The organism is Ruegeria sp. AG1, assembly GCF_056541705.1.
Genome location: NZ_JBQFYU010000018.1, coordinates 1 through 13,449 on the forward strand (window position 1 = coordinate 1; position 13,449 = coordinate 13,449).

Below are 13,449 nucleotides of genomic sequence, written 5' to 3' on the forward strand. Positions count from 1 at the left end.
ACCGCGCGCATCTCGTCAGCGTCATGACAAAACGCGCCGTCCAAAACTGCTCGTAAACACAGAAACAACAAACCCAAAAGCCCCGGGCAAAACCCCGGGGCTTTTGCTATGATTGGAAGGTCCGGACAGACCCATTCTGGTGAACACAAATTACAGTGGTGCGATTGGGTGTCCGATCCAGGATGGTTTGAATCTCACCCTCATCTGCATGACAAAGCGCCGTTGACAACGCGTCTGCCGATGTGCCGTCTGCAGCCTGAACGCTGACCGTCGACCATTGGGGTGGGTGCATGGTTTTCGGATTCAGGACATGAAACTGACCGCCACCCAGTCGCAACGCAGCTGGACTAGAGGTGGCAATCGCTTGATCTTTGAGCGTCCGGGTCTGAACGATCCCGTGTTGGGGATCTGACACGCCCAGGGTCCAGTTGCGTCCTGCCGCAAAATACTCACCGATATTGACCAATACGTTGTGCCAACCCGCCTGACGCAGCACCTCTGTGACCAGGTCGGTGGCGAAGCCCTGCGCAATACCATTCAGCGTCAGTGCTTGGCCGGGATCCAGCGCAATGTGATCGGGCGAAATCCGAACCCGGTCCCATCCAAGGGCTTTGCGCGCGGCATCGAGGTCTCCATTCTGCGCCGCTGCCTGCCACAAGGGTTGAACGGTCGGATCAAAACGCCCGTCGGTCTGCCGGTAGGCGCGATCGCAGGCGCGCAGAAGCGCCTGCATTTCGGGCGCGGGTGCTTTCAGGTGGCCAGAACGGTTCAACCGAGACAAGTCGGAATTCGGGCGGTAGAGGCTGAACAATGCTTCGCAGCGTTCAAGCTCGGCTCGGATACGGGCGATGGCGGGTTCGGCAACGTCCGGAGGCGCGTCAAACGTAAGGCTGACCTCGGCACCCAAGGCATAGCCGTGCCATTTTGTGGGCTGGGCCGCAGCCGGGGTCGCCAACGCGGCGGCAGAAATGGCAAGGAAGCGGCGGCGGTTTATCATTCGGCGGCGACCTCTCTGGCTTGGCGTCGGGCGGCGACAATCAGAGGCACGCATTTCGTGTTGTCGTCATGGATCGTCACACAGTCAAGGCATTGAAAGCACTCATCATATTGGATGCGTCCACTCTTTGCGATGGCCCCGTATTTGCATTTGACCTTGCACAATTGACACGGAGAACCGCATTCCGAGCGTCGGTCGATCCAATCGCGCCCGCGCAACAGCCCTCCGATCGCCATGAAAGCGCCAAGCGGACAGACATAGCGGCAAAATCCCTTGAACAGCACCATTCCAAAGAACAGCCATCCCGCCGCGTAAGCCACGTAATACCATTCGCGTACAAAGAAGGTGGTGACCGCGGTTTTGAACGGCTCGACCTCGGCGGCTTTGTCGACCTGATCGGGGGCGACGAACACTACGCCCACAAGACCCGCGAGGATGACGTATTTCAGCCATTTCAGGCGTCTGTCCCAGGCGTCGGACGGCTCAATTTGCGGAAGGCGCAGGGCTTTGCCGAGGTGATGCGCGAACTCCTGCATTGCGCCGAAGGGGCAAAGCCAACCGCAGAACAGCCCCCTGCCCCATGCGATGAAACCGGCGATGGACACCACCCAGATCAACAGGGAAAACGGGTCATACAGAAGGAATGCGAAACTGCCGCCTTCGACTGCTGCTCTGAGTGTTCCAAGAACGGTGACGATGGACAGCTGCCCTTGCCCCCACCATCCGACAAAACCGATGACAACGGCCAGTACGCCCAAGCGGAGGGGCGTGAACAAAGGCTGCGCCGCCAGTGCATTCATGCAAAAGTTGAGCGCGGCGACGAGACCTGTCAGGAAGAGCCCAAGAACGATCATGTCACCCTGACGGTTGCGGAGCGCCTCAAGCCATGGCGGGACCGGCGTTACCTGAATCGGACGGGTAAAGAACCGTTCGGGCGTGATATGGGGCACCTCAAGCGTGACCGAGCCTGTTTCGGGCTGGAACATGCCGTGTTCCCGCACGGCCAGCACCTTCAGAACCCAATCGCGCGAAGGGTCAAATCCCAGCCTACGGTCCGTTCGCAAGATCATGGCTGTGCCATCGGGCAGGCCATCGGCCAGCTCTACAAACAGATCGGCATCGCGCAGCGCAACCGGAAAACCGTCCTGTTCTGCTGACAGCCAGTCTGGAGCTGTATTGCGCACGAAGTCCTCGCTGACCAAACCGTGGCGCGCGGTTTCGATCACCAGGATCGGTTCATCATTGTCCGAGATTTCCAGAAAGCTCTGGAGTTCGTCGAAACTGTCCTCGGCCAGCGCAGCGCGGGCGATTGAAGTTGGGCCCAGATCAACGACCCAGATATCCAAGTATGGCTCATTCGGATACTCCTGCGCCTCGGGGTCGTCATCCTCCCACAAGGTGTCTGCGAACAAGGCGTCGACCTGCGCGTTGGTGTAGGTCTTGCGCGTGGCGATGCCCTGATCGACAAGATCCTGCCAGGTCAGGTCCTCTTGGTACTCGGGGTCGGGAAAGGCGGGCGGCGCGGTGGCCAGTCCCTGCATCTTTTCGCGGGCCACTGCCAGCGCGGCCCCAATGACGGATTCGTGGGCAATGCGCACACTGGCCGTCGCCTTGGTGACGCCATCCAGATAGACAAGCTGTGAACCCGCCGCCGCATCGCCATAGGGTGTTCCCACCACAATCGAATCCGAAATCGACAGCCCGCCATATTGTTCAAAGAACTTGTGAAACGGGGCCTCACCCAGACCCGAGACAAAGATCGGCTCGTTGTGTTCGATCAGTTGGACATCCAAAAAGCGTCCCTCAAGGTCCAGCACCACCAGCATGTTGATCGGCGCGCCCGAAAACCCCGGCAAGGGGGCTAAAGGTTCGGATTCAAACACATATCCGGCCTCACTGCCGCCCGAGTTCAGCAGGCTGTAAACCCCGTCATCGTTCAGCGCATCGCCGAGTGAAAACGGGGCGCGGATATAGGTTTCGATCTGCTCACGCGGCAGAGGCTCTGCCTGAACCGACAGGCCGCTGATGAGCAAAAACACAAGAAACAGGATCGCGCGCATGAGCGTGAGACTATATTTCACCCCGCGACGGTGACATTCGACGAAAGTCCTAGGTCCCGCCTCTACGACCCCAAGGCGGTTGACGCAGCCGCCCCGGCCCTCAACACTACATCCCATCCCTACGACCAAAGGAGCATTTTCCGAAAATCGTGCCGGTAGTAGGTTTTTAACAACGCCAGTCATTCATCGGGAGGACACTATGACCTGGAGCACACCGAAGCTGAAAGAAGTGAACTGCGGCATGGAGATCAACATGTATTCTCCGTCCGAGGACGAAGGCCGCGAGTACGAGCCCGACCTGTTCTGATCACGTAAACGCAGCGGAGGCCCAAAGTGCATTTCCTGGTTCTTGGGGCTTCTGCAGGTGGCGGTTTGCCACAATGGAACTGCGGTTGCCGGAATTGCGAGGACGCCCGTAAGGGCAAGATCCCGCCGTCCGGCCAATCCTCTTTGGCGGTGTCCCCAGATGGTCTGAATTGGAGCATCCTGAACGCCTCGCCTGATATTCGCCAGCAGATGCTGGACAGCCCCAAAATGCACCCGCGCGCGCTGCGCGACACGCCTGTTGCTTCGGTTCTGCTGACAAACGGGGATATCGACCATATCGCCGGGCTGCTCAGCCTGCGTGAACAGACCCCTTTCACCCTGTTTGCCACGGGCGATATTCTGGATGTGCTGTCCCAGAACCGGATTTTCGACGCGGTCAACCGCGAGAAAGTGGACCGCCGCCAGATTGCCCTAGGTGATGAATTCAACCTTCAAAAGGGGCTGCAGGCGCAGCTGTTTGCGGTGCCCGGTAAGGTCCCTCTGTTCATGGAGGGCGACAGTGTTCAGACCGATCTATTGGGCGAACAGACCGTGGGCGTCCGGCTGACCACCACCGACAAGACCGCCTATTACATCCCCGGCTGCGCGCAGGTGACCGATGACCTGTTGGCCCGAATTACGGATGCCGATCAGTTGTTCTTTGACGGCACGCTTTGGGATGATGATGAGATGATCCGCACCGGAACCGGCGTAAAAACCGGGCAGCGGATGGGGCATATCTCGATCAGCGGACCCGAGGGGTCGATCGCCCGACTGCAAGAGATCCGCGCGGCGAAAACCTTCATCCACATCAACAACACCAACCCTGTTCTGCAACCCGACAGCCCGGAACGCGCCTTTGTGGAAACCGCAGGCTGGACCATCGCCTATGACGGGCAGGAGATCACGATATGAGCCGCGAAACCCTAGAGGCCCGCTTGCGTCAGATCGGGGCGGAGCGTTACCACGATAAGCACCCGTTTCATCACCGGCTGCACAGCGGGGAATGCACCCCCGATCAGGTACGCGCCTGGGTGATCAATCGCTGGGCCTATCAGGCGGCGATTCCGATGAAGGATGCCGCCTTCATGTCGCGCTGCAACGATCCCGATATCCGGCGCGAGTGGCGATCCCGCATCGAAGACCACGATGGCGGCGTGACCGAGGGCGGCGGCATCCGGCGCTGGCTGAAGCTGGCCGAGGCCGTGGGGCTGGACCCTGACTATGTCGCCTCGGGCCGAGGTATCCTGCCCGCGACCCAATTCGCCGTCGACGCCTATGTGCATTACGTACGCGAAAAGCCTCTGCTGCAGGCGATCGCGTCTTCTCTGACCGAGCTGTTTGCCCCCAAAATCCACGAACAGCGGATCGAGGGCCTGTTGCAGCACTATGACTTCGCCAATTCCGACAGCCTATCCTATTTCCAAAAGCGCCTGACCCAAGCCCCGAAGGACGTGGCATTCGGCCTGAACTGGGTTTTGGACCACGCCGACACAGCGGAAAAAGAAGACATGGCCTGCGAGGCGCTGATCTTCAAAACCAACGTGTTGTGGGCGCAGCTGGATGCGCTTTGGTCCGGATATGTAGAGCCTGGCCTAGTCCCACCCGGTGCGTGGAAAACGGGGGAAGGCCTGCTATGACGCTTGAGCTGCACCAGACCGACCGCCCCTATCTGCCGCGCGGCGTGCGGGTTCAGCGCGACACGGTGCGTGACCGCATGGTCCTGCAAGCCCCGGAAAAAGTCATCGAACTGGACGATATTGGTGTCGCCATCCTGTCGCGGGTGGATGGGAAGACCTCGTTTTGCCAGATCGTCACTGATCTTGCCACCACTTACGACGCCCCTGCCGATCAGGTCGAAACCGATGTTCAACACTTCCTGCAGGCTCTGCGCAGCCGCCTCTACGTGTTGGTGCAGGCATGACCGCCCCAGCCCCCATCGCGCTTTTGGCCGAACTTACCCACCGCTGCCCGCTCAGCTGCCCCTATTGCAGCAACCCTGTGGAGCTTGAGCGCAAGGAAACGGAACTCGACACGCAGACCTGGGCGGATGTGTTCCAGCAAGCCTTCGACATGGGCGTCTTGCAACTGCACTTGTCGGGGGGCGAACCCGCTTCGCGCCGCGATCTCGAAGACCTGACCGCGCAGGCCGCCCGTATCGGGCTTTACACCAACCTGATCACCTCCGGCATCGGACTGTCCGCCAAACGGCTGGACCGGCTCGAGGCGGCAGGGCTGGATCACATCCAACTGTCCTTGCAGGGCACGAATGCCGATCTGGCTGATCGCATTGGCGGCTATCGCGGCGGCTTTGACCGAAAGATGATCATCGCCAAAGAGATCGGTGACAGGGGTATCCCGCTGACCCTGAACGCGGTCATGCATCGCCACAACCTGGATGATCTGGATCGCACGATTAAAATGGCCGTTGAGTTGGGTGCCCGCAGGCTCGAGGTCGCCTGTGTGCAATTCCACGGCTGGGCTCTGTCGAACCGCGCCGCACTGCTGCCGACGCTTGAGCAGACCCGGGCCGTGAAAGACACCGTTGTCCGCGCCAGCAAGGATTTACGAGGTGTTCTGGCCATCGACTTCGTGCCGCCCGACTATTACTCGGACTATCCCAAAGCCTGTATGGGCGGTTGGGGGTCCACGGGCCTGAACATCACGCCCAACGGCACAGTCCTGCCCTGCCATGCGGCACAGACGATCACCCATCTGGAATTCGAGTCGGTGCGCGATAAACCATTATCGGACATCTGGAACCACAGCAGCGCCTTCAACGCCTATCGGGGAACCGATTGGTTGCCCGAACCCTGCCAAAGCTGCGAGAGGAAAGAGATCGACTTCGGAGGTTGTCGTTGTCAGGCGATGGCCTTAGCGCAGGACGCCGAAGCCACAGATCCCGTTTGCAAAAAGTCACCTCTGAATAGCCGGGTTAAAGATGTTTTGGACGCCATGTCAGCCAATCCTGAAAGAGAATTCGTCTATCGCAAAGCGTGACCCCTAGCTGGTGCTGTTTCGCACGGCTTTGGGTTCTGTTGCAAAGCTTACGGTTGTTCAGAAACTCACTTTTGCGTCGATGAGTTTGGCCACCAGTTCCGCGCGCTTTAGAAAGTTGCCACGCCCCGTACCTTAAAATTCTATATGGCGTGCGGTTTTAATATCTATCTAAGGTCCCGATTGTAGACTTATCGCCGATCTACCAATCGTCCTTTTCAAGTATTTGCCGCATCTCGGTTAAGCTCATTTTTTTAGATTGCAATTCCTGTTGCGTTCTTACAGCCACAAAATCGTGAAACCTACTCCAATCTTCAAAACTCTTCAAAGGTGTAATCTGGGACATAAGAATTGAGCGCTCTAATCCAAAAATCTTGAATCCATTTTCGGTGAAGAAATCCCAGAGCCATTGCTCCGATTGCACACCTTCAAAGACCACAAATTTGAGAGCCGATTGTTCAATCAATCCGGGCAAAACCATTGGTTCGGCCCCCTCAATATCGATCTTCACTCCAAATTTGCGGTCCTTGACCAGCTGGCGAATGGTGGATGCAGTATCGCACGCTTTTACAACTTCGCTGTGATCGCGGTCTCGTTCAAGCTCGTCATTGGTGAGTATCGTTGCCATGCCGGAATGGTGTAGCGGACCAGCCAACAATACCTCTCCATCTTCGTTCGACAAAGCCACACGATGCAGTTTTACGTTGGAAAAGCCATCATCTGTTATTGCAGCCTCCAACCGATTAGCAATGCGAGCCTGTGGTTCGAACATATGAACTTCGCCCCTCGGACCAACCCTCGCGGCGGCTTCAAACCCTATCGAGCCGTAGTTCGCCCCAATATCCAAGAGTATATCACCCGGAGAAAGAAGTGCGTTTACTGTGCGTGAAACTTTCCAGTCTGCTGAACCCACCATCCAAGTTATTCGTCCATGGTATTCATTGGGGTCTATTCTGATTTTGGCACCGCATGGGAGGCGCGCCAATAGTTCGCCTTGAACAGATTCAAAAAGCGCATTCGTAAAGCGGTTGAAGCTCAAAGCTGTCAATCCGACGTTTGGTCGAATGAGACGCAGAGGCAACGCATAGAGATTCAAAAGAACCATATTCACAATAATAAACTCCTTCACAAGAATATCTATTCAGCTGCAGTAGGTTACACGTTTAGTCCGAAATAGGTGAGACGGATTTTATCATGTGAGACAACCTAACTCTGTCTTGACAAAACTAGGCAGATCTCTACATCGCCTCCTTTGACCCCTGATCCATAGCAGATCCTCATACAAGACACCCTGCAAGTAGAGGCTTCTTCTGGAAACAAGGCACCTTTGGGAACCTTGGGATCGTTAACACCGGCACCAATATCGGAGCCGGCTGAGCCGGTCAGTTCAACACGGATCAGACTAAATTCCATTACGCCCGCTTTTGACGTCGGGCGCGCATTTCCCGTCGGCGCGACATTGCGTTGGTGCGTTTCTCGGCCTTGTCGGATTGCGTAGAACTCTCCGTTGGTTGAGACGCCTGTGTAGACAAGCCTATAGCAGCGACGCCTCCCATTTTTTCTTCTATTTTTGCAGCCAGAACGCCCAAGACCGGGAACCGGAAGATATCCGTAATGCTGAGGCCCTGAACGTTCAGCTCTTTTCTGATTTCACGATGCGCCTGCACGGCCAGTAGTGAATGGCCGCCAAGATCAAAGAAATTGTCGCGTGGGCTGATATCCTGAACGCCAAGAATCCGAGACCATATTGCGGCAACCTGTCGAACAGCTGTTCCATCCGATGCAGCTGTGGGCGTGGGGTCAGCCGTCTGAGATTGCGTGGTTGCAGCGACCTTGCGTGGCAAGGGAGCCGGCAGCGCCTTTCGATCAATCTTCTTGTTGGGCGTCAGTGGAAAGCTGTCCAGAGTGACGAAATGCGCGGGGATCATGAACTCGGGCAACTGCCCGGTCAGGGTATCCCGCAATGCCCGTTCATTCAGATCACCATCCGCGATCAGATACCCCACCAGTTGGGTCAACCCCGGGGTATCTTCGCGGGCCAGAACCACGGATTGGCGAATACTCGGCTGAGCATCAAGTACACTCTCGATCTCGCCCAGTTCAATCCTATAGCCGCGCAGTTTGACCTGATGATCTGCCCGACCCAGGAAATCAAGCCGCCCGTCCGGACGCCAACGCGCCAGATCACCGGTCCGGTACATCCGAGCATCAGGTTGGTCACGGAATGGATCAGGCACAAAACGTTCGGCTGTCAGATCTTCACGTTTCCAGTACCCACGGGCGACACCCGCCCCGCTAATAAAGAGCTCACCCGCAACACCAATGGGTGTCGGGTTTTGATCCTCATCCAGAACATAGACCTGAGTATTGGCAATTGGTCGACCTATATTGACGGTACCTGCCACTGATGCAGCGGTTTCGGTCGTCGACCAGATGGTGGTTTCTGTTGGCCCGTACATATTCTCAATACGTGCCGAGGTGATACCGGCCAATTCCGATACCAATGCGCCAGGCAGAGCCTCGCCCCCGATCATAATGTACTTGAGATGCGACAGCGCCTGACGGGCTTCGTCATTCATCACCAGCATCTGCGCCATGCTGGGAGTACACTGCATATGCGTAACCTTGTGGCGATGAATTTGTGCCGCGATCGAAAAATCATCCTCGGGTGGTTCGGTATCCTGATTGGACAGGCGCAGAACCTCGGCCAGAGGTTTGAGCCCCTCAAGCACCTGATCCACCGGGATGCCATAGTCGATCAGACAGGCAATCTCATCCACGCCAATTTGCTTAAGCTCTTCGACGCGCGTCAGGCAGTCTTCGACCGTGCCAAAAAGACCGGAGTCTTCGAAATACCGCAGGAAGGCGAAATCAAGAATGCCCTCAAGCTCTTCTTCTTCAAGTGAGCCCAGGTCCAGTTCGAACGCATTGCTGACGCCCTCGGGTTTCTTGAAGGCGGGGAAGGCCCAGGCATATTGTTTGATCAATCCGGCAGCGGAGCGCAGGTAATCCTTCATCGGTTCGCGCGCCACTTCGCGTACCTCTTCACGATCCGCTCCGACGAATGTATGCAACATCAGGGTGACTGTGTGGTCCTCCGGGTCATGGCCTGCTTCGCGCAATGCGCTGTGGTAGAGACCGATTTTGTCAGCGACTTCATCGACGCTTTGTCCCAGAAGGTGGGTCAGGACATTTGCGCCGATGGCGCCAGCCTCTTCCCAGGTTGCCGGGTTGCCTGCTGTGGTGACCCATACTGGAAGTGTCTTCGAGACGGGCCGGGGCTGAGTGACGACAGCGTGCATTTCTCCAGACTTCTTCGGAAACTCGACGGGCTCTCCCTTCCAAAGTTTGCGCAGAATATCAATGGATTGCAGCATGGCTGGCTTGTTGTCCGGCGGTGTGTTTTCTGGTCGCAGAACGAAATCATCAGGTTGCCAACCGGAGGCGATGGCCAGCGCAGCGCGCCCGTTGGTCAGGTTGTCGATGATGGCCCATTCCTCGGCAATCCGAGCCGGGTGATGCAGCGGCGCGACACAGGAGCCTGCGCGCACCGACAAGTTTTCGGTAACGGCTGCGACGGCTGCGCCGGTAACCGACGGGTTCGGATAGGGCCCGCCAAAAGCGTGGAAGTGGCGCTCGGGAGTCCAGACGGCGCAGAACCCGTGCTTGTCTGCAAATTTTGCCCCTTCCAGCAGGGATTTATATTTGTCACGGCCGACGCCGTCATCATTGCCCCAGTAATAGAGGCTAAAATCCATGCCGCGTCCGGTAGACCCCCGCGCCGGAGTGCCGTCGCCTGCAACAAGGGCGCGGTTGTCATCATCGCTTAGAATAACCTTGAATCCGTGCGCCAGTGTCCAGAACAACTCCAGCACGGAAATATCGAAGGACAAGCTGGTAACTGCCATCCAGACACCAGCCGGGTCATGTAAAATACGCCCATCCATACCGGTGAAGAAGTTCGACACATTGCGGTGTTCGATCATCACGCCCTTGGGTCGTCCGGTCGAGCCTGACGTATAGATCACATAGGCCAGATTATTTGCCGTCACGGTGCTGTCGGGGTTGCTGTCAGGCGCAGCAGACAGGCGCGGATCCGCATCGATTGACAGTATCTGCGCCGCGGATTCCGGCAGATTCCGGGCCAGATCGGTCTCGGTAATGACAACGGGTGCGGCGCTATCCTGAAGATACAGCGCGGTGCGGTCTGCCGGGTAAGAGGGGTCCATCGGCACGTAAGCACCGCCAGCTTTGAGAATGCCCAAGGCGGCAATCACAAGCTGCGGCGAGCGTTTGACATGCAGCCCGACCAAAGTATCGGGGCCAACCCCCATATCCTGCAGAACATGCGCAAACCGGTTGGCCGCACGGTTCAAGGCATCGTAGCTATAGCTTTGATCCTCGAACGCCAGCGCGATGGCGTCGGGCGACCGGGCGACTTGGGTTTCAAAGTGCTGATGAATGCAGGTCGTGTGGTCATAATCCGTGTCGGTCGCATTCCTTTCCGTCAGGATTTTCACCCGCTCAGCTTCAGGCATCAGGGATAGATCGCGGATGGGTTTTAAGGCCGTCTCCGGGGCATCCAACTGTGCCAAGATGGCTTCTAGCCGGGCGGCAATCAGGGCCAGCGCCTCGGCGCTGATATGGCCACTGTCGGCACAAAGCTGAATCTGACCCTCTACAAATGACAGGGTCAGGCTGGTGCCAGGGATCAGTTCAGCATTTGAATCTGTCAGGCCAAGCTGTGGCATAGCAAAATGATCATCTTTGGACCGGGACAGACGTGCGGGCAGGTCAATGGAGAACCCGCCACGTGCCCGGGCCGCGGTGATGTCTTGCGTCAGCCCGGCCTGTAGATCCGCTGTTGCAGTGCCGGATGTCACAGTGACCGGTGCCCAGCTACTGACATAGTCTGAGGCCGTTCTGGGCAGAGACAGAGCCAGATTCAGGGCATCATCGTCCACTTGGCAAAGGAAAAGCGCGGCCAACGCAGTGGCTGCTTTCTCAAAGGTGGCGCTCGCATTCACTGCGTGTGAAATCACATCGGATGCGGGTGCATTTCGTTCAATCATCGGCAGATCGGAATGCTGTAGCTTTTCCAGGACTTCCCGCCAGTAAACATCCGCTTTGGCTGCGGGGGTGAGCGTGACGGTAAGCTCGGCCTGGTCTGCGGCATCGAACAAGGGGAGCACGTTGCAATCCGGGGCGATGTCAGCGGCCGTGATCTCCTCTCCAAAACAGTCTCTGAACTGGCTTAATCTAGTGGCGTCCTGCCCTGTGGCGATGGTCAGACTGTCCGCATCGCGGGCCAAAATTGTACCCGGTGCGGCCTGTTCCGATGATTGAACCTCGGCTTGGCCAACCAGATAAATCTTGTCACCTGTATCCAGCTTGGGGCAGGCCAGCGGGTTCCAATAATCCCCGTGATCAAGGGCGCGAACCAGTGTGCTTATCGACTTGGCCGAAGCGGTGAAGTCAATCCGTGCTCCGGCCTCGGGGCGCGCGTCACGGGCAAAATAACTGCGCTGGCTCAGGTCCTGAAGATGTGGATTGGGAATCCCCACCTCAAGCGCCGCAATGACATCAGGAAAGCTATCCATCGCAGCGCCATAGCATTTGGTATTGAGCGTCAACGCCGTGTCGTTTGCGCTGATATCGACGTGACGTTGGGCGATGATATCGCCCTCATCCACGCCTCCTGTGATCTTGTGCCAGCTGATGCCGTGTTGGGTTTCTCCATTCAAGAGCGCCCAAACCGGTGCGTTCAACCCAGCATAGCGAGGTAAGGGGCCATCGTGGAAATTCACTGCGCCTTTCCGGGCTTGTTCCAGAAGCCTCTGTGGCAGAAGATCAAGATTGGCGATACTGAGCAGCCAGTCAAACTCTGTATCTGAAAGCCGGTCAGCGAGATCCGAACCCGGCGCATAAACTGTCAGCGACTGCCCTTCGGCCCAATTTCGCACATCCGGATTGCGGGTCACAACGCCCCGGATATTGTGCCCGGCTTCAAGAAGCATTGCGCCGCATTGTACGAGCAGGGATTCATGGCCGATCAACAGGGTTGAAAAGGACATACGTTACTCTCCAGGAATAGGTTTATGCCGACGTTCTCGCCTGTTGTTGGGCAGGCAAGCGTACAGACCGGCTTTTAAATCGTGCCAAGCCAAAGTCGTTAAGAAGAAAGGCGGTACATCGCGGTTCTTGCGGGTAATCAGGCAGCGTAGCCAATGCAGAAAACCGCCGCTCAGATGTGCTAGGGTCGCCCCAGCCGCATAAAGAGCCCCATGGGTCTTAGTAAAGTAGTGCAGTCTGGAGTCGAACCAATACGTTGGCACTCGGCTCCAAGACTTCATGCCCGTCGACACCGAACCAATATGCATGACGCGACTATCTCGCAAATAGTGTGTCTGGTAACCGGCTTGTGCAGCGCGGCGGCATAAATCTGTTTCTTCAAAATACAGAAAAAAAGTCTCGTCAAACAAACCAATTTCATCAAGGAGGTTTTGGCGCATCATCAAACTTGCCCCGGCCAACCAATCGACTGGGCGGCTGTGATCGGGGATTGGAATTGGAACAACATGATGCGCCAGGATCCGAGTGACCGGCCCAAAACGGATCGCACTTTCAAACTCACTGGCGATCGACGGAAAGCGGAAACTGGTCAGATGCGGATCATCATCTTCGCCGTGAATATAGCTGCCGACAAACCCAGTTTTTGGATGGGTATCGAGATGATCCCGCAGGATGCGGATTGCCTCTTTTTCGGGGAAAGCGTCAGAGTTTAGTACATAGATGTAATCAGGCGCCTGACCGCTGCTGAGCTTGGCGCGGATGCCAACGTTGTTACCTGATCCATACCCACCGTTGTGCCCAGATTGCAGTACGCGGACCCTGTTGTTTTTGTCCCAACCTCGCGAGGTGACATGCGTGCACATCTTCTCGAAAGACTCGTCTTGTGAATCATTGTCGACAAGTATGATTTCGCCTTCGATACCTTCCATCGCCCCAAGGGCAGCTTCGGCTGAACGCAGGCTCATCTCGGCGGTCTTGTAGTTCAGTATAATTGTAAGGACGACAGAACTGGACATT

General features: G+C 57.0%; 10 protein-coding genes. 5 read left to right on the top strand and 5 right to left on the bottom strand.

Annotated elements, in window-relative coordinates:
• Window positions 1-106: 106 nt before the first annotated feature.
• Entirely contained in the window at window positions 107-997 is an 891-nt protein-coding gene (locus ACR0B5_RS21480; RefSeq protein ID WP_480543307.1) for an FAD:protein FMN transferase, read from the bottom strand.
• The gene (locus tag ACR0B5_RS21485; RefSeq protein ID WP_480543309.1) at window positions 994-3,057 is read right to left on the bottom strand and encodes a 4Fe-4S binding protein; all 2,064 of its coding nucleotides are present in this window, start codon (window positions 3,055-3,057) and stop codon (window positions 994-996) included. Before ACR0B5_RS21485 ends, ACR0B5_RS21480 begins: the two co-directional genes overlap by 4 nt.
• Before the next feature lie 199 nt (window positions 3,058-3,256).
• On the opposite strand from ACR0B5_RS21485, the gene pqqA reads away from it, so the two are divergent.
• Genes pqqA through pqqE form a run of 5 tightly spaced genes read left to right on the top strand, consistent with a single transcriptional unit; the run spans window position 3,257 to window position 6,363 of the window.
• Window positions 3,257-3,364, top strand: a complete 108-nt coding sequence (gene pqqA, locus ACR0B5_RS21490; RefSeq protein WP_152460716.1) for a pyrroloquinoline quinone precursor peptide PqqA — start codon at window positions 3,257-3,259, stop codon at window positions 3,362-3,364.
• A 26-nt stretch (window positions 3,365-3,390) separates the two neighbouring features.
• Window positions 3,391-4,278, top strand: a complete 888-nt coding sequence (gene pqqB / locus ACR0B5_RS21495) for a pyrroloquinoline quinone biosynthesis protein PqqB (protein WP_480543311.1) — start codon at window positions 3,391-3,393, stop codon at window positions 4,276-4,278.
• Window positions 4,275-5,003 (top strand): pyrroloquinoline-quinone synthase PqqC, encoded by a 729-nt coding sequence (pqqC, locus tag ACR0B5_RS21500; RefSeq protein ID WP_170475149.1) that lies wholly within the window; start codon window positions 4,275-4,277, stop codon window positions 5,001-5,003. The genes pqqB and pqqC overlap by 4 nt, the downstream gene beginning before the upstream one ends.
• A complete protein-coding gene (pqqD, locus tag ACR0B5_RS21505) occupies window positions 5,000-5,287 on the top strand; it encodes a pyrroloquinoline quinone biosynthesis peptide chaperone PqqD (protein WP_170475152.1) in 288 nt (95 codons plus the stop codon). The genes pqqC and pqqD overlap by 4 nt, the downstream gene beginning before the upstream one ends.
• The gene (gene pqqE / locus ACR0B5_RS21510) at window positions 5,284-6,363 is read left to right on the top strand and encodes a pyrroloquinoline quinone biosynthesis protein PqqE (protein ID WP_480543314.1); all 1,080 of its coding nucleotides are present in this window, start codon (window positions 5,284-5,286) and stop codon (window positions 6,361-6,363) included. The genes pqqD and pqqE overlap by 4 nt, the downstream gene beginning before the upstream one ends.
• 199 nt (window positions 6,364-6,562) lie before the next feature.
• On the opposite strand, the gene ACR0B5_RS21515 is transcribed toward pqqE, so the two are convergent.
• The 3 genes from ACR0B5_RS21515 to ACR0B5_RS21525 form a co-directional block, all read right to left on the bottom strand.
• Window positions 6,563-7,489, bottom strand: a complete 927-nt coding sequence (locus tag ACR0B5_RS21515) for an FkbM family methyltransferase (RefSeq protein ID WP_480543316.1) — start codon at window positions 7,487-7,489, stop codon at window positions 6,563-6,565.
• A 283-nt stretch (window positions 7,490-7,772) separates the two neighbouring features.
• Window positions 7,773-12,434, bottom strand: coding sequence for a MupA/Atu3671 family FMN-dependent luciferase-like monooxygenase (locus tag ACR0B5_RS21520; RefSeq protein WP_480543318.1), 4,662 nt, complete (start codon window positions 12,432-12,434; stop codon window positions 7,773-7,775).
• 3 nt (window positions 12,435-12,437) lie between these two features.
• Complete coding sequence (locus tag ACR0B5_RS21525) at window positions 12,438-13,448, bottom strand: glycosyltransferase family 2 protein (protein WP_480543404.1); 1,011 nt, start codon at window positions 13,446-13,448, stop codon at window positions 12,438-12,440.
• Window position 13,449: the final 1 nt, after the last annotated feature.

Coding starts and splice junctions, on each gene's coding strand:
- ACR0B5_RS21480 (WP_480543307.1), bottom strand. CDS start 997: ATGATAAACCGCCGCCGCTTCCTTGCCATTTCTGCCGCCGCGTTGGCG.
- ACR0B5_RS21485 (WP_480543309.1), bottom strand. CDS start 3,057: ATGCGCGCGATCCTGTTTCTTGTGTTTTTGCTCATCAGCGGCCTGTCG.
- pqqA (WP_152460716.1), top strand. CDS start 3,257: ATGACCTGGAGCACACCGAAGCTGAAAGAAGTGAACTGCGGCATGGAG.
- pqqC (WP_170475149.1), top strand. CDS start 4,275: ATGAGCCGCGAAACCCTAGAGGCCCGCTTGCGTCAGATCGGGGCGGAG.
- pqqD (WP_170475152.1), top strand. CDS start 5,000: ATGACGCTTGAGCTGCACCAGACCGACCGCCCCTATCTGCCGCGCGGC.
- pqqE (WP_480543314.1), top strand. CDS start 5,284: ATGACCGCCCCAGCCCCCATCGCGCTTTTGGCCGAACTTACCCACCGC.
- ACR0B5_RS21520 (WP_480543318.1), bottom strand. CDS start 12,434: ATGTCCTTTTCAACCCTGTTGATCGGCCATGAATCCCTGCTCGTACAA.
- ACR0B5_RS21525 (WP_480543404.1), bottom strand. CDS start 13,448: ATGTCCAGTTCTGTCGTCCTTACAATTATACTGAACTACAAGACCGCC.